The sequence below is a fragment of the Candidatus Eremiobacterota bacterium genome (assembly GCA_031082125.1).
Taxonomy (GTDB): domain Bacteria; phylum Vulcanimicrobiota; class CADAWZ01; order CADAWZ01; family Ess09-12; genus Ess09-12.
The window spans coordinates 173,700-192,498 of the sequence record JAVHLM010000008.1; the positions used below are offsets into that span (position 1 = coordinate 173,700).

General features: G+C 54.5%; 19 protein-coding genes. 13 read left to right on the forward strand and 6 right to left on the reverse strand.

Annotation, left to right across the window (positions count from 1 at the left end):
- Positions 1 to 3: 3 nt before the first annotated feature.
- On the reverse strand, positions 4 to 1,278 hold the full coding sequence (locus tag RDV48_11430; GenBank protein ID MDQ7823398.1) for a hypothetical protein: 1,275 nt from the start codon (positions 1,276 to 1,278) through the stop codon (positions 4 to 6).
- 76 nt (positions 1,279 to 1,354) lie between these two features.
- Positions 1,355 to 2,410 (reverse strand): hypothetical protein, encoded by a 1,056-nt coding sequence (locus RDV48_11435; protein MDQ7823399.1) that lies wholly within the window; start codon positions 2,408 to 2,410, stop codon positions 1,355 to 1,357.
- Positions 2,411 to 2,682: 272 nt separating this feature from the next.
- Here RDV48_11435 and serS point away from each other — a divergent pair, with 272 nt between their 5' ends.
- Positions 2,683 to 3,963: a serine--tRNA ligase gene (serS, locus tag RDV48_11440; GenBank protein MDQ7823400.1), complete on the forward strand. Its 1,281-nt coding sequence runs from the start codon at positions 2,683 to 2,685 to the stop codon at positions 3,961 to 3,963.
- Between the two features lie 68 nt (positions 3,964 to 4,031).
- Positions 4,032 to 6,164 (forward strand): protein kinase, encoded by a 2,133-nt coding sequence (locus tag RDV48_11445; protein MDQ7823401.1) that lies wholly within the window; start codon positions 4,032 to 4,034, stop codon positions 6,162 to 6,164.
- Between the two features lie 8 nt (positions 6,165 to 6,172).
- On the opposite strand, the gene RDV48_11450 is transcribed toward RDV48_11445, so the two are convergent.
- Both RDV48_11450 and RDV48_11455 read right to left on the reverse strand, forming a co-directional pair.
- Positions 6,173 to 6,700: a hypothetical protein gene (locus RDV48_11450; GenBank protein ID MDQ7823402.1), complete on the reverse strand. Its 528-nt coding sequence runs from the start codon at positions 6,698 to 6,700 to the stop codon at positions 6,173 to 6,175.
- Positions 6,701 to 6,716: 16 nt separating this feature from the next.
- Positions 6,717 to 7,868, reverse strand: a complete 1,152-nt coding sequence (locus tag RDV48_11455; protein MDQ7823403.1) for a WD40 repeat domain-containing protein — start codon at positions 7,866 to 7,868, stop codon at positions 6,717 to 6,719.
- 224 nt (positions 7,869 to 8,092) lie between these two features.
- Between RDV48_11455 and RDV48_11460 the strand changes: the two genes are divergently transcribed.
- Complete coding sequence (locus tag RDV48_11460; protein MDQ7823404.1) at positions 8,093 to 9,382, forward strand: cyclic nucleotide-binding domain-containing protein; 1,290 nt, start codon at positions 8,093 to 8,095, stop codon at positions 9,380 to 9,382.
- Here RDV48_11460 and RDV48_11465 read toward each other — a convergent pair.
- Positions 9,379 to 9,981, reverse strand: coding sequence for a cob(I)yrinic acid a,c-diamide adenosyltransferase (locus tag RDV48_11465; GenBank protein MDQ7823405.1), 603 nt, complete (start codon positions 9,979 to 9,981; stop codon positions 9,379 to 9,381). The two genes, RDV48_11460 and RDV48_11465, sit on opposite strands and share 4 nt — an antisense overlap.
- A gap of 175 nt (positions 9,982 to 10,156) precedes the next feature.
- On the opposite strand from RDV48_11465, the gene RDV48_11470 reads away from it, so the two are divergent.
- The 10 genes from RDV48_11470 (at position 10,157) to RDV48_11515 (ending at position 17,337) form a co-directional block, all read left to right on the forward strand.
- Positions 10,157 to 10,528 carry a hypothetical protein gene (locus RDV48_11470; protein ID MDQ7823406.1) on the forward strand — a complete coding sequence of 124 codons (372 nt, stop codon included), beginning with the start codon at positions 10,157 to 10,159 and terminating at the stop codon, positions 10,526 to 10,528.
- An 18-nt stretch (positions 10,529 to 10,546) separates the two neighbouring features.
- Positions 10,547 to 10,900 (forward strand): EamA family transporter, encoded by a 354-nt coding sequence (locus RDV48_11475; GenBank protein MDQ7823407.1) that lies wholly within the window; start codon positions 10,547 to 10,549, stop codon positions 10,898 to 10,900.
- 42 nt (positions 10,901 to 10,942) lie between these two features.
- Positions 10,943 to 12,031 (forward strand): peptidoglycan recognition family protein, encoded by a 1,089-nt coding sequence (locus RDV48_11480; GenBank protein ID MDQ7823408.1) that lies wholly within the window; start codon positions 10,943 to 10,945, stop codon positions 12,029 to 12,031.
- 45 nt (positions 12,032 to 12,076) lie between these two features.
- Entirely contained in the window at positions 12,077 to 12,661 is a 585-nt protein-coding gene (locus RDV48_11485) for a hypothetical protein (protein ID MDQ7823409.1), read from the forward strand.
- A gap of 82 nt (positions 12,662 to 12,743) precedes the next feature.
- Entirely contained in the window at positions 12,744 to 13,601 is an 858-nt protein-coding gene (locus tag RDV48_11490) for a PilZ domain-containing protein (GenBank protein MDQ7823410.1), read from the forward strand.
- A 26-nt stretch (positions 13,602 to 13,627) separates the two neighbouring features.
- Positions 13,628 to 14,563 (forward strand): ABC transporter ATP-binding protein, encoded by a 936-nt coding sequence (locus tag RDV48_11495; protein MDQ7823411.1) that lies wholly within the window; start codon positions 13,628 to 13,630, stop codon positions 14,561 to 14,563.
- Entirely contained in the window at positions 14,560 to 15,330 is a 771-nt protein-coding gene (locus tag RDV48_11500; GenBank protein MDQ7823412.1) for an ABC transporter permease, read from the forward strand. Before RDV48_11495 ends, RDV48_11500 begins: the two co-directional genes overlap by 4 nt.
- Before the next feature lie 8 nt (positions 15,331 to 15,338).
- Positions 15,339 to 15,743, forward strand: a complete 405-nt coding sequence (locus RDV48_11505; GenBank protein MDQ7823413.1) for a hypothetical protein — start codon at positions 15,339 to 15,341, stop codon at positions 15,741 to 15,743.
- Positions 15,740 to 16,423, forward strand: coding sequence for a tetratricopeptide repeat protein (locus tag RDV48_11510; GenBank protein ID MDQ7823414.1), 684 nt, complete (start codon positions 15,740 to 15,742; stop codon positions 16,421 to 16,423). The genes RDV48_11505 and RDV48_11510 overlap by 4 nt, the downstream gene beginning before the upstream one ends.
- 83 nt (positions 16,424 to 16,506) lie before the next feature.
- On the forward strand, positions 16,507 to 17,337 hold the full coding sequence (locus RDV48_11515) for a hypothetical protein (GenBank protein ID MDQ7823415.1): 831 nt from the start codon (positions 16,507 to 16,509) through the stop codon (positions 17,335 to 17,337).
- A 49-nt stretch (positions 17,338 to 17,386) separates the two neighbouring features.
- Here RDV48_11515 and RDV48_11520 read toward each other — a convergent pair whose 3' ends face one another.
- Positions 17,387 to 18,766, reverse strand: coding sequence for a radical SAM protein (locus RDV48_11520; protein MDQ7823416.1), 1,380 nt, complete (start codon positions 18,764 to 18,766; stop codon positions 17,387 to 17,389).
- Positions 18,767 to 18,799 lie beyond the last annotated feature (33 nt).

Consider the following 18,799-nt stretch of genomic DNA (forward strand, 5'->3'; position numbering starts at 1 on the left):
CGATCATCCCCTCACGAGCGCGCGGTGATGAAGACTTTTCGCCCCTATGAAGGCAAAGCCCTTTTCTGTAAGGCGCCGGGCGGTGCAGTTCACCGCGTCGTGCTTGTCCATATAGTTGCGCAGCAGGCTGTCCATGAGGCCCTGCTCCAGGACCTGGGCCTTGGGCATGAAATAGTCCAGGATGTCCGAAGGATGGTCTCTCCCGCTCTCCACGGCGACTTCCCCGCCCTCATGCTTGGCGCTGATGTTTTTGACCTTGTCTGCCATGTCCAGAAGATCTTCCCTGCGGTCATAGGGCTGCACGACGATGCTCCTGCAGGTCTCCAGGATATGGTGCTCAAACCTCACCATGTCATCAAAACTGAAGGCATGCCTCACCTGGGCGCAGAGCTCTATAGTTCGGTTGTTGACAGAATTGGAGAAATTGAAGCCGATGAGAGGCGTCGTATTTCTGTCGGTGCTGAAAAGCTTGGCGGTGAGAAGGGTCCAGAACACGGAATAAGGGTTGTCATTCCCCATGAAGACCGATATTTTGAACTCGTTATCCAGGCCGAGCTTGTGGAGCAGGTAGCCCAGCAGCACCGTGCCCGGGTTGATGTTCAGCACCTGCTTCACGCCATAGGTGGTATAGTAATGGAGGTACTCGTCAAGCCATTTGAGGGCATGCTGGTTGGGCTGCCCCACGCCGCCGAAGTACCCCGTGATGGTATCGGGCCCGCCCAGGTGAATATTTGATCCGTCTGTCCCTTTGGTGTCAAGCGTCTCGACCCATGATGCCCCGATTATCTGCATCGCCGCCGCGACAGCAAGCAGATCGCCATCATCTTCCTGCTCCTTCATTTTTCTTACACGGATGTAACGGCCTGGCATTATCTCCTGTTTTGCAATGGCCTGCCGGGCCTCATCAATTAGCCAGGGAAAATACTGCAGGGAGCTTATCTCCAGGGTGACGGCGAAAGCGTCGTCACATTTCACCGACTCGTACCGCCCCCCCAGAACCTTCTTCCTGTAATCTTCCAGGGGGATGAAGGCCCCCTTGTCGCGCTGCTCCCTGAGCCACTCAAGATCTTTCAGATAAGAGGGCTCCTTGTGCTCAAGGCGCTTCACAAGGCTTTCAACCGTGCCGTTCTCCGCACCCTTTCTCTTTATCTCTTCAATGGTCCCGTATTTTTTCACCACCTCAAGGAACTCGTTAATGAGTGCATTGCGGGGATCGCAAAGAAAATCATTGATCTCCCTCAGTTTTTCAGCGGAAATTTCAAGGGCTTTTCTGTCCATGGCTCTACCTCCATTCATCAGGTCATCACCTGAGAGCTTTCCACAATGGACAGGATAATCCCTTTCGAGGGCGGACCTAGCGGTCAAAAGCCTCCACGACCCATATCCCGCGGCGTTTCCCCTCCTGTGAAACGGAAAAGACCACCTTTTTCCCGTCGGGGGCGAGGGTGACGTGCTCCCAGGGCACCGATCCCTCCACGGTAACCTCCTCTTTGGTATATATGCCGATTATCCCCATGCCTGTCTCGCGCCTGAAGAAGGCCCACTGGGCGTCGGGGCTGAAAAAAGGCTCAAAGCTGTGGGAGGAAAAGAAATCACCCCTTGAGACCACCACGGTGCGGGCAAAATTCCCCGTATCGACCAGCTCCACACCCTTATAGCTCTCAAAGAGGATCTTCTTCCCTCTCGGGGCCCACTGAAGGCTCTTCTGATAGGAGTTCTGGTCATGGGTCACCTGCTTGGTGGAAAAGGGATTGAGGCTCATCAGGTAGATATTGCAATACCCCGTCGTGCCCTGGGAAAATCCCCGCGAGGAGAGGAACGCAATCTGGCTGCCGTCAGGGCTCCAGATGGGCCGCTGATCGCCGAGCTCGCTGAGGATCCTCATGTCGCTCCCGTCGGGATTGATGAGGGCGATTCCGAAAAGGCCCTTCTTGCCCATGAAATAGTAAAGGATTCTCCCGTCATCCCTGGGGGACCACAGGGGGCCCCTTCCCTGGGCGATTCTTTTTGTCTCGAGGGTCACCAGGTTCGCCACGTAGAGGCCGCCATATTCGGCCCCCTCGGGCACCGAGTAGGCCATGGACATCCGGCTCTGGGAAATCGAGAAATCCTTGACCCTGCCCTTGACCTCTATCACCTTCTCGGGCCTTATGTTGCCGGGCAGCGTCTTGCCCTTGATAATCTTCCATACGTCCTTGATCCGGTAGAGATACGTCGTGTCATTCCCGATGATGGTGAAGTAGAGGTATTTCCCTTCAGGGGACCAGGCGATATGGCTCGCCGGGGTGGCCGTGAGCTGCGAGAAGCCCCAGCGTTTCCCCGAGTACTGGTTCTCTCCATGGCAGGCCGTCGCTGCCCCCCACAGCAGCAGTATACTTACCACGACGGGCAATAATCTCATTCTGGCCATAGTCCCGCTCCTCCCCTGCCTGCTCCGCAAAGGCCGTCGGCCCCGCGCCGGCAGGACTGATTTTGATTCGGGCTGTCACCCGTGCCTCTCTCTCTAAAGGTATTTCATCACGGGATGAAGAACTTCCTACTACGAAAAGCCGAAAGGTACGCTTCTCATATCAGATGCCCGAAGGGCAGGTCACTCCCTTCATGAAATCAGGCTCACGAAGCATACCTTGAAGGTGATGCCTTTATTCCGTGGGGAACAGCAGATTTCAAAGGAGACACTCCATGCTAGACCTGAAATTCATTCTGAAAAACCCCGATCTGGTGGCAGAAAACAGCGAAAAGAGAAACATGCCCGTCAGCATTGACAGGGTCATTGCACTGGCGGCTGAGCGGTCACAGAAGCTCCAGCTCCTCGAGGAGAAACGCCAGGCGCAGAACGAGATTGCGAGGAAAATGAAGGGACCTCTCGCCGATGAAGAGAGAAAATCCCTTGTTTCCGAGGGGGCGCAGCTGAAAAGCACCGTGGCGGAGCTTGAAAAAGAGCTCAAGGACATCGAGCCGGCTCTCAGGGACGAGCAGGCAAGGATTCCCAACCTGACCCACCCTGAAGCTCCCGTGGGGAAAGGCGAGCACGACAACAGGGAGCTCAGGAAATCGGGGCATGTGCCGGAATTCTCCTTCACCCCCCGGGATCATGGGGAGCTTGGGAAGATGCTGGACATCCTTGATTTCGATAACGGCACCAAGGTGAGCGGCCCCAAGTTCTACTTTCTCAAGGGCGCGGGGGCGCTGCTTGAGATCGCCCTGGTGAACTACGCGCTGCAGACCCTCATCAGGGAAGGCTTCACGCCCTACATCACGCCTGATCTGGCGAAATCCTCTGTCCTCTTCGGCACGGGCTTCAACCCCCGGGGCGAGGAAACGCAGATTTACTCGGTGGCAGGCTCGGACCTCTGCCTGATTGCCACATCGGAGATAACGCTCGCGGGGCTCCTCTCCGACACAATACTGGCGGAAAAAGACCTTCCCCTCAGGCTTGCGGGCTATTCACACTGCTTCAGAACAGAGGCCGGCACCTACGGCAGGGCTTCGAAGGGCCTTTACAGGGTCCATCAGTTCACCAAGGTGGAGATGTTTGCCTACACGGTGCCGGAAGAATCAGATGCGATGCTCGAGCAGCTCGTGGGCATCGAAGAAAAGATCTTCACGGGGCTCGGCATCCCTTACAGGGTCGTGGAATGCTGCACGGGCGATCTCGGCGCCGCAGCCTACAGGAAATATGATATAGAGGCCTGGATGCCCGGCAGGGAGGAGGGGGGGACCTGGGGGGAAGTCACGAGCGCCTCCAACTGCTCCGATTATCAGGCCAGGCGTCTCAACATAAGGTACCGTCCCAAGGGAGGCAAGGGCGCCGCCCACATCCACACTCTCAACGGGACGGCAATAGCCGTGAGCCGCGCCCTCATAGCGATAATGGAGAACTATCAGCGCTCCGACGGCTCCGTGGCGGTGCCAGAGGTGCTCAGGCCCATGGTGGGAAAAGATGAGCTCTGCCCACCTTGATTTTGTAGCAATTTTCTGTTAAATTATCACACAGACTCCACGGACAAGGGGTGTGCGGGTGAACTGTCATGGATACGCTTGATTATGTGGAAATGCTCCGGCGGTCTGTCGATGAGTGGAACGCCTGGAGAGCAAAGAATCCCCAGATAACGCCCGATCTCTCCCAGAAGGATCTCTCCAGGATGAACCTGAAGGGAGTGAACTTCAGAAAGGTCTACCTCGTGAAAACCAACTTCCAGGAGGCCTACCTGCGGGAGGCAGACCTGGAGGGAGCTTTTCTGGAGAGGGCTTTCCTGCGCATGGCCGATCTGGGAAGCGCCAATCTCACCAGAGCAAACCTCTACAAGGCAAACATGCGCCGCGCAGACCTCTGGAAGGCCAACCTTCAATCAGTCAGCCTGAAAGCCGCGGACCTGGGCAAGGCCATTCTCCAGGAGGTCAACCTGGAAGGCGCCAACCTTGAACATGCAATACTCGAAAAGGCGAACCTGAAGGGGGCGAACCTGAGAAACGCCATCTTCACGGGGGCTAACCTGCTGGGGGCCTCCCTGGAGGGCATTACTTTCGAGGGGGCAACCTTTGAGAATGCCCAGCTTGACGAAAAAGGGCGCCACATCCTTGCCCCTCTCCTGAATCAGGAAGGGCAGCCACTGCAAGAACAGCCTGCCGCCGAACCGCCGCCTCTTCCCGAAGAGGAGCCCTTCACAGGCGTCGAGGTGAAGATAGACAACGAGCTGGATTATGTCTCCAGGGATGCCGCGAAGGGCGATTATCCTCCCGGCACCAGGTTTGGCACCTACGAGATCAAAAACAAGATCGCCAAGGGCGGCATGGGGGTTATTTACCATGCCATTGACCGCAGCCTTTACCGGGAGGTGGCCATCAAGATCCTCTCCTCATCGCTGAAGGAGAACCAGGAATACCTCCAGAGGTTTCTGCAGGAGGCGCGGATCACCGCCCAGATGGACCATCCCAACATAATCAATATTTACGGGATCGGCGAGGAACAGGGCGAGATCTTCGTGGCAATGCAGTACATCAGGGGGAAGAATATCGCACAGATCCTGAGGGAAAAGGGGATTTTCGAGTTCGCCGACGCGCTTTTCATCACAAGGTGCGTTGCCTCTGCCCTCGCCTATGCCCATGAGCGGGGCTTGATCCACAGGGATATCAAGCCCGACAATATAATGATTGACGAGAACAAGAGGGTCCGCGTCATGGACTTCGGCATCGCCCGGGACCTCCTCACCAAGAAAAGGATCACCCAGGAAGGGCATTTCATGGGCACCATCCATTACAGCGCCCCTGAACAGTGGTCAAGCGACGTTGCGGACCCCCGGTCTGACATATATTCCCTCGGCGTGGTGCTCTATGAGATGCTCACCGGAAAGCTCCCCTTTGAGGCTGACTCGCCCATGCACCTGATGTTCAAGATTACCAGGGAGAGCCCCGAGCCCATAAGGGCCGTAAGGCCCGATATCTCCCCCGAGATAGAGAAAATCGTGGACCTGATGCTTGCGAAAGAGCTTGAAAAGCGCTACTTCAATGCTTCCGACATTGTCCGGGATATTGACAGGGTTTCGGAGCAGAAGGATTTCTCACTCCGGGAGAGGGACCTGAGCGGCTACATCAGCATCACCGAGCTCAACACCATCCTGAAGGAGGAGATAGGCTCCGATGAGTGGATAAATACGCCTACAAGCCTCTTCCATCTCCTCCAGGATCTCCAGTTCGCCACAAAAGGAAAGAAAAAATTCCTGGGCCGGAAAGAAGACGAGACCTTCGCAAAAAAGCTCGGCAGCGGCTGGCATTACATCCTTTTCAGGGAATCGGTGAACCAGAACCTCGAGGAGGGAAAAATCGGCTCCGTCTATCCCATCATTTCCCGCGCCAAGAAGGGAAAGACTATCACCGACAGGGAGGCCATGCTGCTCCTGAAAGAGATCCTGGAAGTGGAGAAATCCCTCGAGAGCCTTCCTCCCACAGAGATATGGACCCTTTCCATTGACAAGCATTCCAGAGAGATTATCTCAAGGAAAATCCAGTCCGGGGAGCTCCAGAAGCTCACCGCGGAGATATTCAGTGACACGTCTGTCTCTGAATTCAAAAACCTCAGGGCCTACTTCGCCCCCATCATTGAAGGGTACAGGGAGATATGCCAGAAGGCCGTCGAGAACAAGGCTGAAGCCTGGTGGGAATAGGGCTCCCCTTACTTGAAGGGAAAGTACCCCGGCTGCACCGGATCCTCGTGCATCTCGCTCAGAAGCCACTTGTTCGCGCTCCTTATGAAAGTCCAGTATATGGACTTGGAAATATCGGGGGGCACTTCGCCCTGGAGCTCCAGCTTCACCGTGAAGGAGTTCCTGTTTTCATCACGGGCTGTCATGATTCTTACAATCTCCGCCCCTTCAAGCGTTGCGTACTTGATGAAGGTAAGCTTGTCTATTTTGGGAATGACGTTGCTGAAGAGGTCGCGGTAGATATTGATGGTCATCACGTCAGTATCGACCTGGGAACGCCTGTTCTCAAAGTTCTTCTTCAGAATCTCGAAGGTGGTCTTCACCGCATCGAGCATAGTCTCCTTTTTCCATACCTGGTGCTTTTTTTCAAGGCTCTGGAAGACAGATTCCGGGATAGCCCTAGGGGAGCCGCCCCCTTTCCTGGACAAAAGAACGGCCACTACTATCACTATGACTACCACTGCGCCGATGATGATAAGAAGCTTCGGGTCGCTCATATTCAGCCCCCTTGTGTTATTTTTTCTTGGGCACCAGCTTGTAGAGAAAAAGCTGGCTGGGATCGGCCTGGGATTTCTTTGTGGTGATAAGAGCCCTTGTCTGATCCCTGCTGATCGTCACCGACTTGGTGGCTATCTTGTCCTGCTTTGTCGCGTCGATGACCTTGAGCCCGCCCTCCTTGGTGATCACCAGGAACTCCATGGCGCTCTTGTAAGGCTCTGATCTCATGTCAGTGGTCGTGAGAAGGTAGCCGTAAAAAGGCTTCCAGAGATAGTAAGCCTGGAAAGCGAGTATGCAGTTCTCCAGGTTGTGGTTGGCAAGGTATTTGCCTGTCGAGGCATTTATCAGGTACGCGCCGGCCTTCACAGTGGGAGGGAATACCGAGTATGCCACAAGCAGGTAGCCCCCCCCGCGCTCAAAGGAGACCCACAGGTTTGTGGTATCGCCGCTCGCCACCTTGTCCCTGGGAATATCATTCAGGACTATCATCGTGGACCCGCTGTCAAGGTTGATGATGCCCGCCACATCTTTGAAGGTCTTCGCCTGCTCCTTCTTGAGCAGCAGGCCATAGGCCATGAGCCTCACGAGCTGGCCTTTCGGCGTGGTGTAATATACGATGTCCACGCCGCTTACCGCCTTGTCCTTCACGTACACTTTCAGCTCAGCGCTCTTTTCGATGTCCCAGAGCTTGATGCCCGTGTTGGTGGCCAGGGCCAGCAGCCTCATGTCAGGGCTGAAGGAGAAATCCCAGACCTTGTTGGGATCGGCATTGATGGGCAGGGTTTTTACTATCTTGCCGTTCATGTAGTCGAGGAACTTGAGAGGCAGGTCCCGGTAGATGAGGAGGAGCATCTTCCCGTCCTTGCTGAAGGCCCAGCCGTCAAGGCCGGGCATGCCGTGGACAGACTGCTCTATCTCCTTGATGACCGTTCCCTTCTCAAGATCCCAGATCACTATCTTCGCCGGCGAGTGCATAAACCCGGCGGCAAGCTTCCCATCAGGGGAGAAAATGGGGCGGTATATCCAGTAGGGATCCTCACCGGGCAGCTGCTTGAGCAGCACGAAATCCGGGGGGGCGGAACCGACCATATCGGCTCCGTAGGAAACTCCCATGCCAAAGAGCCCCATAAGGGCCACACAGGAGAGCAGCAGACACATCTTCTTCATAACAGTCCTCCTTTTCAGGATCCATGTACATGCCCATGAGTAATTCGCCTCATTTCACCGATATTCCCTTTTTCTTCCCCGGATCATTATCCTCCAGGCAGGCACATTCTCCACCCAGGGCAGGTTTTTCATCCCGGGGAGGAGAAATATACACAGCAGGCCCAGAGAGCTCATGCCATAAAAAAAGGGCGCCAGACCTTCATCTTGAGCGGGGATCACTATTCATGCGGCTTGAATTCTATCAGAAGCTTGTTGACGCGATAAAAATGCAGGAGTTTTCCCGCCATTTTGACGAGGCGGACTACGAGAGCTTCAAAGATGCCTTCAAGGACCGGCTTTTCAGGACAGGCCAGAAAATCCTCTGGCGAGGCCAGAAAGGGCTTTTCTTCTTCATAATCGGGGCGGGGAAAGTATCGGTAAGGATTACCGGAGAGGACGGACAGGAAAAAACGATAGCCGTCCTCGAAGCCGGCAGCTTTGTCGGAGAGATATCGGTGCTTTATAGCCGCCCCCGCATCGCTGACTGCTACGCGGAAGAAGATGACACGCTCCTCTTCTTCCTTGACCTGCGGAACTTCAACGAGTTCTTCGCGGTGAAGCCCGAAGTGAGGCAGGCCCTGGAAGCCATCGCAAAGAGCAGGATGCAGCAGACCAGGACCCAGAAGAGCGAGATTGGCGCGGAAGTTGATGAAGACTCTTCGATGGAGAAGGAAAAACAGGCCCTTCTTGATGCCATAGACACGGCGGCCCTCATCGACGACCTCCCTGCCATAGATTTTGACATGTTTACCGGCAAAGCCATGGAACCGCTCCCTGCAGTCCCCGAAGCTGAGACCGCTGCGCCTGCGCCGGAGGTCCCGTCCCTGGAAATACCTGCCGGTGAGATCCCGTCTCTGGAGGCGCTTGCTGCAGAAGCGCCGGCCGCAGAGGCTCCACCTGCAGAGATTCATACCGCGGAAGCGCCGGCCTTCCCGGAACCGGAAGCGCCGGGACCGCAGGAGGAACAGTCAGACGCGGACCTTCTGGGAAAAGCATTGGAACAGTCGGGAATTCTTCACTTCGTCACCCCCGGGGATCATGACTCCCTGAAAGCACTCTTTTCCCGCCAGGAGCTGAAAAAGGGGGAAAGCCGCCGCTACAATGCCAACGGTGCACAGCACTTCATAGTGCTTGCCAGGGGAACCCTCGCGGTGGTGCCTCTGAAGGACTCCCCCCTGGAAATCACTCTGAAGCCCGGACAGTATTTTGGAGAAATCGGGCTGGCATGGAGCCTTCATCATGGCGGGGACCTTCACTCCCGCGAGGACTCAGTCTATTTTTCCGCAGAAAAAGAGCGTCTCTCCTCGTTCCTTTCAGCCCAGGATCCCTTAAGAGAGTTTATCGAAAAAAGGGCTCTCGTGACGATCTTCAAAGGGCCTTTCCGCCACCTCACCTGCCATCCGCACTTCGAGAGCCTGCTGAAAAAATACCTCAAGCGCTTCAAGATAGATTTTTTTCAGAACGCCCCCTCTTAAAAGTCTATCCCCCGGCGGGGCTTCATTTCCTGGCCGAGAGGCCTTTTCACCGGCATGAAATAGGTGACCACATGGGAGAGCTTCACTATTTCATCAGGCGCCCCAGGGCCGGTAAGGATGATTTCCAGGTTCCGGGGCTTGTCTTTGAGAAAGCCGGCGAGCTCGCCGCTTTCAAGCAGCCCGTATTCAATGGCTCTCAGCACCTCGTCGAGGACCAGGACCTGATATTCTCCTGATCTGGCCACGCCCTGGGCCATCTCGAAGGCGAGCTCGGCGAACTCCCTGTCCATCTGCCGGGTGTTCCTGGGGCTCACATAGCACTTCCTGCACTCTTTACAGTTGATGAGGCCGTTGTTGAGAAGGTCCCCAAAGGGGCAGTGCTGGCCGAAACTGTCAATTTTGAAAAGGGGGAGCTGCTTCTCAACCTGCGAGAGAGGCTCGCTGGAGGAGTTGGACTTCAGGAACTGGATTACATGGGACTTCATACCGTACGCCACGGCCCTGAAAGCGAGGCCCAGGGCGGCATGACTCTTCCCCTGCCCGCTTCCGATAAAAATCCTGATAAAGCCGCAGGGGGCATCTTGAGGTTCTATGCTCATGGCGGGGTCCTCACGCTTCTTCTCCGGAAAGGGGATTCCTGTCTCCTGCCAGGGAAATATTATCTCTCCCGGGCACCAATCCCTCCTTGAAAATGTTTTTCTAAGAGGCGCCGGGACAGAGAGGAGTTCTTCCCCGGAGGGAGAATTCCAAGGTTTACTCTGCGAGGATAAAGATATGAAAACCAGGCCTTCCGCCATTTTTATGGTAGTCATCTGCACCTTTCTCATTTCCTATGCGCAGGTGTGCTATAAGATCGCCTCCCAGACGTTTTCGCTTGACCTCGGGGCGCTCATCAGGAATATCCCCCTCTGGGAAGGCCTGAGCCTCTATGGCATCGGGGCAATCCTGCTGGTCTATGCCCTCAAGAAGGGCGAGCTCTCAATCCTCTACCCCTTTCTGGCCCTGAGTTATGTATGGGTCTCGATATTTGCCACCAGGCTTCTTCCCGTGCCAGAGCACATGAACCATTACAAATGGATCGGCGTGGTCATAATCATTCTGGGAGTCACCTTCATAGGCATCGGGAGCAAAGCAGAAAACAGCTGATCACGGAAGAGAGAAGTCATGAGCCTTTGTGCGGCAATCGGACTGGTAATTTTCGGCACCCTGATCGGGGCCTGCGGAGCACTGCTTTTCAAGCTTGCTGCAAAGGACTTTTCCTTGAATCCGCTTAAAATCCTCACAAACTGGAGGCTCCTCCTCGGAGGCTTTCTCTACCTTCTCTCGTCGGTGCCTTTTCTCTTCGCCATCAAGCATGCCGAGGTCTCAGTGCTCTATCCCTTTGTCGCCACAAGTTATATATGGGTCATCATGCTCTCCATAGCCTTTCTCAAGGAAAAGATGAATACCTGGAAATGGATGGGAATCTTTTTCATCATCCTGGGAGTCTGCTTTATCGGCTTCGGGCGCTCCCTCTGAAAAGAGGAAAAGAAAAGCGGGTGGAGAAAGGAGCCATAATCAATGACAGGAGGTGCCACGGTGAGGGTCAGGATAGTAATTATGCTGTTGTTGATGCTTTTTTCCCTTTCCCCCCTGCGTGCCAATGAATATACCAACAAGGACATAGAGGCTCTCAAAGCTGTCCAGAAGAGCGCACCTGCGCCTAGAAAGCCCGTGGCTCCCGCCCGCTCCTCCGGGACAGTCCCCCTTGACGGCACAGGCGGCCCGGTGTATAAAAACGAGAATATCAAAAACCTGAAAACCAATGACGCAAACTCGTCATACCAGAGAAGCGGCTCGCAGGACGCCACGGCCCGGCCGAAAACCACCCAGGAGACTATAAACTACCTGAGCCCCGACGGCTCTTTGAAAATTGAGGTGAAACCAAAGGCCACGGCCGGGAAAAAAGCCGTGCAGAAAGATAAGTACCCGCCTAAAGACAAAAAAGCGACCAAGCCTCCCAGGGCGAAACAGCAAGAAAACCCCGCGTATCTCTCGATCTCCTCGATCAGGCAGAAACTGCTCCCCTATGAACAATGGAAAGATGAATATGAAGAATATTCCGACATTCATTACAATGAGAGAACCATGGTACTCACGCCAAAAATGATAGTGCTGCGCTCCACCTATTCGCCCACCCTGGAGCCGGTGTGGGACATGTTCTACAGGGGCTCCCTTTATGACGAGGGTGATGAGGGCCTCCTTTACGGCCATCTTTCAGCCCATTTCATCATCGACAGGAACGGTATCATCACCCAGACCCTCCCCCTGAACGTGCGCTCGAAAGGGGCCTATGGCGTCAACCATCAGGCCCTCACCATCGAGCTCCTGGGTGCCACAAGCCAGGAGCTTCTGGAGAACTCTCTGCAGAAGAAAGCGCTCCTCGCCCTTCTCTCTGAGCTGATGAAGAAATTTTCCATACCGATCAGCAAGATTTACGGGCATTGCGAAGTGGCCCAGGGAAAATCGGCTGTCCCCGAGTATACGGAATTCGGTGACAGTGATTATCCGGACTTTTATTCACCGGACAAGAGATGCTATGATCCCGGCCCGCATTATGTTCAGAAGCTGAAGGAGCATTTTGCCAGGCAGGCTGCCAGGGGCCAGTAAATCCTCAGCCTTACCGGCTGGTGAAGCGTCTCCGGGAGGCCTCAGGTGAAACTGTATATCGAAACATCAGCGATCCTTTATCTGCTGGCCGACAGCGAGCCGTACAAGAAGGACAGGACCGTCGAGATGTACGAAAAGCTCTCGACTGTCGCTGCCGAGCTGATGATTTCCGCTATTTACGAGGCAGAGATAAAAAAAGCTCCTCCCATGCTCGCGAAATGCCTCCCGTCGATCATGGACAAGAAGAAGATCGTGAAAACCGACCTCAGGGACAGCCATATCACCATGGCGGCACTGCTGGCGGAGCAGGAAATCGTCCCTTCCCTCTCCGTCTTTGAAGCCATTCACCTTGCCTGTGCCCTCTGTGAAAAATGCGATATCTTCGTTACATGGGACTTTGAAGCGATCTATGAGAGCGAGACGCTGGTGCGGCTGAAAAAATTCACCGCCGCCCAGAGCTTGGCACCCCTTATAGTTGCAAGCCCTGAAATGCTTCTGCGCCAGGGGTACGGGGGGCCCAAATCTCTTCATGAGCTCCGGGAGATGAGAAATCTGGCCATTGAGGAAAGCAAGGAAAAATCGTCAAAAGAGATAATTCTCTCTCTTGGAAGCACTTTCGGGAGAAATTGACATGCTTTCCTGTGAGAAGGGTTGCGCTCCCTAGGGGAGAATTACTATAGAGGATCTTTATCACGACGACATGAGGTGCTTTGTGACGGAAGAATCAACAGGGCAGGAATTATGGAATTACGAGGAGCGCCGCACCGAGGCAAGAAAAAAGATAAGCCTCAAGAAGACATTTCCCGCTGAAATTCTCATAGACGACCCTCAGAAATGCTATCTCTACATAGTGGACATCAGCAGGGGAGGCATGAAGGTGATGACGGAGCTTGCCTTCCCCGACCACAGAGCCTTCATCCTGAGGCTTTACCTTGATGAGGAGGCCGTGGAATTCGCCGTGGAGAAAGTGTGGCACCGCCAGGTAGTAGGCTACATGAATGCCATGGGGCTCAAGTTCATCGCCCTTTCGCAGAAAGCGCTGAATATCATAGAGAATTTCGTGGCAAAATACTCCATTGATACCTCAAAAAGAATCATCAAGCCCAACAAGATGATAAATCTCCAGATAATGAGGCACGACGAGTGGGTCCCCTTCTATGCCTACCTGCTCACCCTTGGCCCTCAGGGCTTTGAGTTTACAAGTGATTACGAGTTCCCCGAGGGAGAAGAGTTCCCCCTGCGCTTCTTTATCGCCCAGGGACAGCCCCCCATAGAGGTATCGGCAAAAATTCTCTTTATCAAGGAGATCACCCTGGGAAGGAAAAAAGGGTGGATGGAGTTTGTGGAGATTACAGAGCAGAACCGCCTCAGGCTTCTGGAGCACCTTGACAAGACCCTGCAGGGTGAGCTTCCCTCAAACATCATGGCTCCCATCGAGGGATATGTCATTGATTTCATCGAAGAAGAAACCAAGAAAAAGAAGAAAAAAGATGACCATAAGAAATTCCAGAAAATCATGGATGAATCATCTGAGTCTGACGATCCTTCAAACAGCGACTGGAAGCCTTGAAATCTGAAGTAAAAGCGGGCAACACTATGGGAAAATTGGCAATAGAGACCCATGGGCTCTCAAAGATATACCGGTCAGGCAAAAAGAAGCTGAGCGCCCTGAAAGAGCTCGACCTTCATGTTGAAGAAGGGCATGTCTTCGGGTTTATCGGTCCTAACGGCGCCGGCAAGACCACCACCATCAAGGTGCTTATGGGCCTTATCAGCCCCACTTCAGGCGAGGCCTCCATATTCGAGGAGCCAATCGCTACAGTGGCTTCAAAAGAAAAGATCGGCTACCTTTCTGAGATTGCCTATTATTACAGCTTCATGGAGGCGGAAAACCTTCTTCACTTTTACGGTGCCCTCAGGGGGATCGGGAGAGAAAAAAGAAGGCAGAGAATAAAAGAGTATCTTGAGCTAGTAGGCCTGGCGCAAAGGGGGAGGACACGGCTCAGGGAGTATTCAAAGGGGATGCTGCAGCGCTTCGGCATCGCCCTCGCCCTCATAGGTGATCCGCCCCTTCTCATCCTGGACGAGCCCACGTCGGGACTCGATCCCATCGGGAGAAAAGAGGTCAAGGATGTCATCATGCGCCTCAAAGCGAGGGGCATCACCATTTTCCTGAGCTCCCACCATCTTTCCGAAGTGGAGAGAATCTGCGACATGATAGGTATCATCCACCGGGGGACCATGCTTCAATGCGCCCCCCTCTCGCACTTCCTGGAACAGGGGAGGAAAGTGTATACCATCAGATACACGGGTGGGGAGCCCGCCTTTGAAGAAGCCCTCGCTTCGCGGAAGATCACCGTGGAAAAAACGGAAAACCACACGAAAAAAATGGTCGTGGAAGAGAAGGACGTTCCTGAGCTGCTCAAGCTCCTCCTTGAGAGGGGAGGGCAGCTTGTGGAAGTGATACCGGGGCCGGGAAGCCTTGAGGAGATCTTCTTTGACATCATCACCAAGGGAGGAAAAGAGGAGTGAGCATCCTGAAAACTCTCTCGATTGCCTCAATGACCATTGAGGAGAGCCTCAGGAAAAAGATATTCTATATCCTTCTTTTTCTTTCGCTCATACTTGTGGCCTTTTCATCGTTCTTCACCTCTTTCGGCCTTGGCGCGCAGGTCACCATCATGAAGGATCTTTCCCTCTTCGGAATAAGCTTTTTCGGCCTTCTCTTCACCATAAGCCTCTTCATGAACGCCGTCCCCGGGGAGATAGAAAACAGGACCATCTATCCCATACTGGCCCAGCCTATCACCAGGGCCACCTATCTCTGGGGGAAGTTCCTGGGAATCTACTCCCTCATCGCGGTGAACCTTTTCGTGCTGGGGCTTGAGCTCATGGTGGTCCTCTTTCCCCATGAGAACTCATGGAACTTCGAGGTGCTGAAGGCAGTGGTGCTGATTATCCTGCAGTGCGGGCTCATTGGAGCCTTCATGATGCTCTTCTCTCTCATCTCATCATATCCGCTTGCCATCTCGGCAACCCTTTTCCTGTTCATGGTGGGAAACATCTCCTATGCCTACATGGGATACCTTCAGGCCAAGCTCCCTCCCCTCTTCTGGAGCTTCCTGAGATATTTCAAGATACTCCTTCCCAAATTTGACGTATTCAATATCAAAAACGCCGTCGTCCATGGCCATGCCCTCATTCCAGGGTACATGCTCACTGCCATCGCTTATGGCGTTGCCTACCTTGTGGCGGTCATGATGATTACTCTCATCATATTCGAGAAAAAGGACCTGTGAGGCGCGCCATGGGAAGACAGGCTCTGCACCCACTTTTCATACTGGCCGCCGTAGTTTTTTTCCTCGCCGCGGCGCCTGCGGGGGCACAGACCATCGACGAGCTGAAAGCCTATAAGGAGCGCACCTCCCACCATCACCATGAGACCGCCCCTTCTCCCGGCGATTCGGGAAAGGTCACCGACGACGACGCCACTCTTTCCCAGGTGTACAAGACCCACGGCCACGGTGAAGAGGAAGAGGAGTGCGACGTATGCGGGGAATACTTTGCCGAGCCATGGCGGTTCAATGAGGTGCTCCCCCTCCTCTGGAAAAAAACGCTCTGGCCTCTCCTCTTTGCCGGCCTGTGCTATCTTTACCTCTCTTTTCCCGCTCTTAAAAGAGCCTTTAAGAAAAAGAAAGAGCACCCGCAATGAATAAAAAGATAGCTGCCCTTATCGTCCTGCTGGTCTTCTGCGCCGTAATCGGGGCCCGCCTTGAATCCATGCAGCTTGTGCAGAACAGAATCCAGGCCGGGAGCAGCTCAACACAGATGCTCCTCTCCCTCCTTGGCGAGCTCCGTTACACCCTGGCGGCTTTTATCTGGCTCAAGACGGAGTTTTATCATCATGAGTACGAATTCACGCAGAAGGACTGGAGGCAGAACGAGCCCCTCATGCCTCTCATCAGGCTCGTGACGCTGCTGGACCCCCACTTCGTCCAGGCCTATGACTTCGGGGGCTATCACCTGGCGGTGAACCTGAAAAAGCCTGACGAAGCCCTCAATTTCCTCCATGAGGGCATCGAGCACAATCCCCAGAGCTTTGAGCTCCTCTGGGAGACAGGGTATATCCTCTACCAGGAGAAAAAATACCGTGAAGCCATCCCCTACCTGCTCCAGGCCCTTCCCCTCTGGAGGCAGAGCTCCTCGATGGACAACGTGGCCCTCAAGGAGATCTGGGTCGTGAGCAGGATTGCCCACAGCTACTGGGAGCTGGGAGAATATCAAAATGCCGAAAAATACCTCCGCGAGTGGCTCACCCTCGCTCCCATGGCCAACTGGCCCGTTGAAAAGCTAAAAGAGATTGAAGCCATGAAGAAATCCCCAAAAAAATGATCCATGTGTTAATAAATTGTTAATTGATTTTTTACGCTCTTCATGACATAATGAAGATGAGATTATTATGGGAGGAACTATATATGGACAACACCATCCCTGTCACAAGAACCTACACGCCGCCTCAATCTTCTCCAGCTCCCGCAAAGCCTTCAGGAGATGAAGCCAAGGAAAGTCCTCCAGGCGTAGACATGGCCAAGCTTGCCCAGCCCATCCTCGGCGTCGGCAACAACCTCAAGGCCGGTGAAAAAGTCACCATCAGCATGGATGGCGACAAGGTCATCATATCCAAGGAAGGTCCCGACGGCTGGGACAAGTTCAAGCAGGTCTCGGCCGATGCGACGCGCGCCGTGTTCAGGACGGGAAGAGCCCTCGTGGAGCAGGATCCCTCTTTCGCCTTCAGGGAATCGCTTGAGATATCAAAGAACTCCGTGGAGAGGATGCTCCCGGAGGAGATAAGACCTGTGCTCGGCGCAGGCCTCTACCCCGTGGTGAGAACGGTCCTCACTGCCATCGATGTCCATAAGGCCATCAAGACCAAAAGGGATGGGGCAGCCACGACAGCCGACAAGCTGGTGGACTACGGCCATATCGCCACCGATGTGGCAGGACTCCTCGCCATAGCAAGCCCGATTGTGGCAAGAACACCTCTCCCGGGCGCCTCCTATTTCGCGGTCGCCGCAGTCATAGGCGACATCATAGCGGGCGCGTGGCATGCCCTCCGCTTTGCAGGCCAGGGCCTCTCGAAGCTGAGCCTCGACAAGGAGGACAAGCCGGCTGGCCAGAACAACGGAGGAGATCAGAAGCCTCCCGCAGAAAAGCCCGATGCGCAGGCCCCTAAAGAAGTGAAAGCTGCAGGGGCTCCCGTGGCGCTCAAGATGGAGGAGCCTGGAAGGCGCGACTACTCGATATAGTAAGGATTTTGATCGGAACCAAGGAGGAGAAAGCTATTTCTCCTCCTTTTTATATCCCCTCCACACCCATGGGGCCATAGACATTCTCCTTGAGCCTCTTCACCCCGTGCATGTTCAGGGTGTGCATGAGCCGCTGGAAGTGGACCACGTATTCAATGAACTTCTTTCTCTCGATGGCTTCACTGTTCAGATAGAGGTAATTCCTGGGGTTGAACTGCATGAGCGGCATGGAGGCGAGCCTGCGCCAGTTCATCTCCTCTTTCACGAGCCCCCTCTGCATGGTCTCCCGGAAAAGGGCGCTCCCGGGGAAAGGCACGAGAAGAAAAAGATTGACAAGATCAAGCTTCCCTTCGTCGTAGTTGTCCCTGATGAAATTAAAGGTCTCCTTGAGCTCTGCCTCGCTTTCACAGGGAGAGCCGAGGATAAAGGATCCTTCGACCTGCATGTCCCTCGCCACGCAGAGATCGATGGCCCGCTGCACCTGCTTTACACTGATTCTGCCATTCTTGAGATAATCCAGCACCTTCCGGGATCCCGACTCGATTCCGATATAGACCAGCCTGACGTTCATGGCCTTGAGAAGGTCCGCCATCTCCTCGTCGATGAGATCGGCTCTCAGGTTGATGAAGGAGGAGAGCTCCCGGTGAAGGCCCGCCTCCGTGAAGGCTGAGACGAACTCCCGTACCCACCCCTTGTGCATGGTGAAGGAATCATCCTGGAACACAATGCCGCCCGTGTGGTAAAGGTGCTTGAGCTCAAAGATCTCCTTGATGGTGTAGGGAACCGGGAATTTCCTGTAGTGGCTGTCGGGGGTGGCACAGAAATGGCAGCGGCAGGGGCACCCGCGGCCGCTGAAGAGCTGCTTCATCTTGCCGGAGAGGTCAAAAAGCTCTCTCTGCGGGAAGGGGATGCGCTCAAGGGGCGAAATCAAGGGGGGGCGCGGGGTCATCTTTACGGTTCCCCCCTCATGGTAGGCAATACCGGCAATCCCGTCAAGTTTCCCCGCAGGAAGGCTTCCCGCTTCCCTGAAAAGCTTCACCAGCGCCAGGAACGGCTCCTCGCCCTCACCGACGACACCGGCATCAAAGCATGAGGGAAGGCGGTGAGGAAGGGCTGTCACATGGGGCCCCCCCACGATGACGGGAGCCTGGCTTTCCCGCTTCACCTTCTCTGCGAGCTGGCAGGCCCTCTGGAAATGAAAGGTATTCGAGGAAATCCCCACAATATCATAGTCAGAGGCATTGAAAGGCTCATCGCCCTTGACAATCCTGAACTCTGCAGGGCTTTCGAGATAAGCCCCCGTGTACGAGGCAAGGTAACAGAGCCCCATGGGCACGGCCATCTCGCTGAAGTAAGTCTCGGAATCTATATCATTGGCAACAAGGAGAATTTTCAATGGACACCTGCCGTTAAAAGGGAGATTCTCCACTCTCCCCGCTATTCCTTGGTGGGGTGAGCTCCC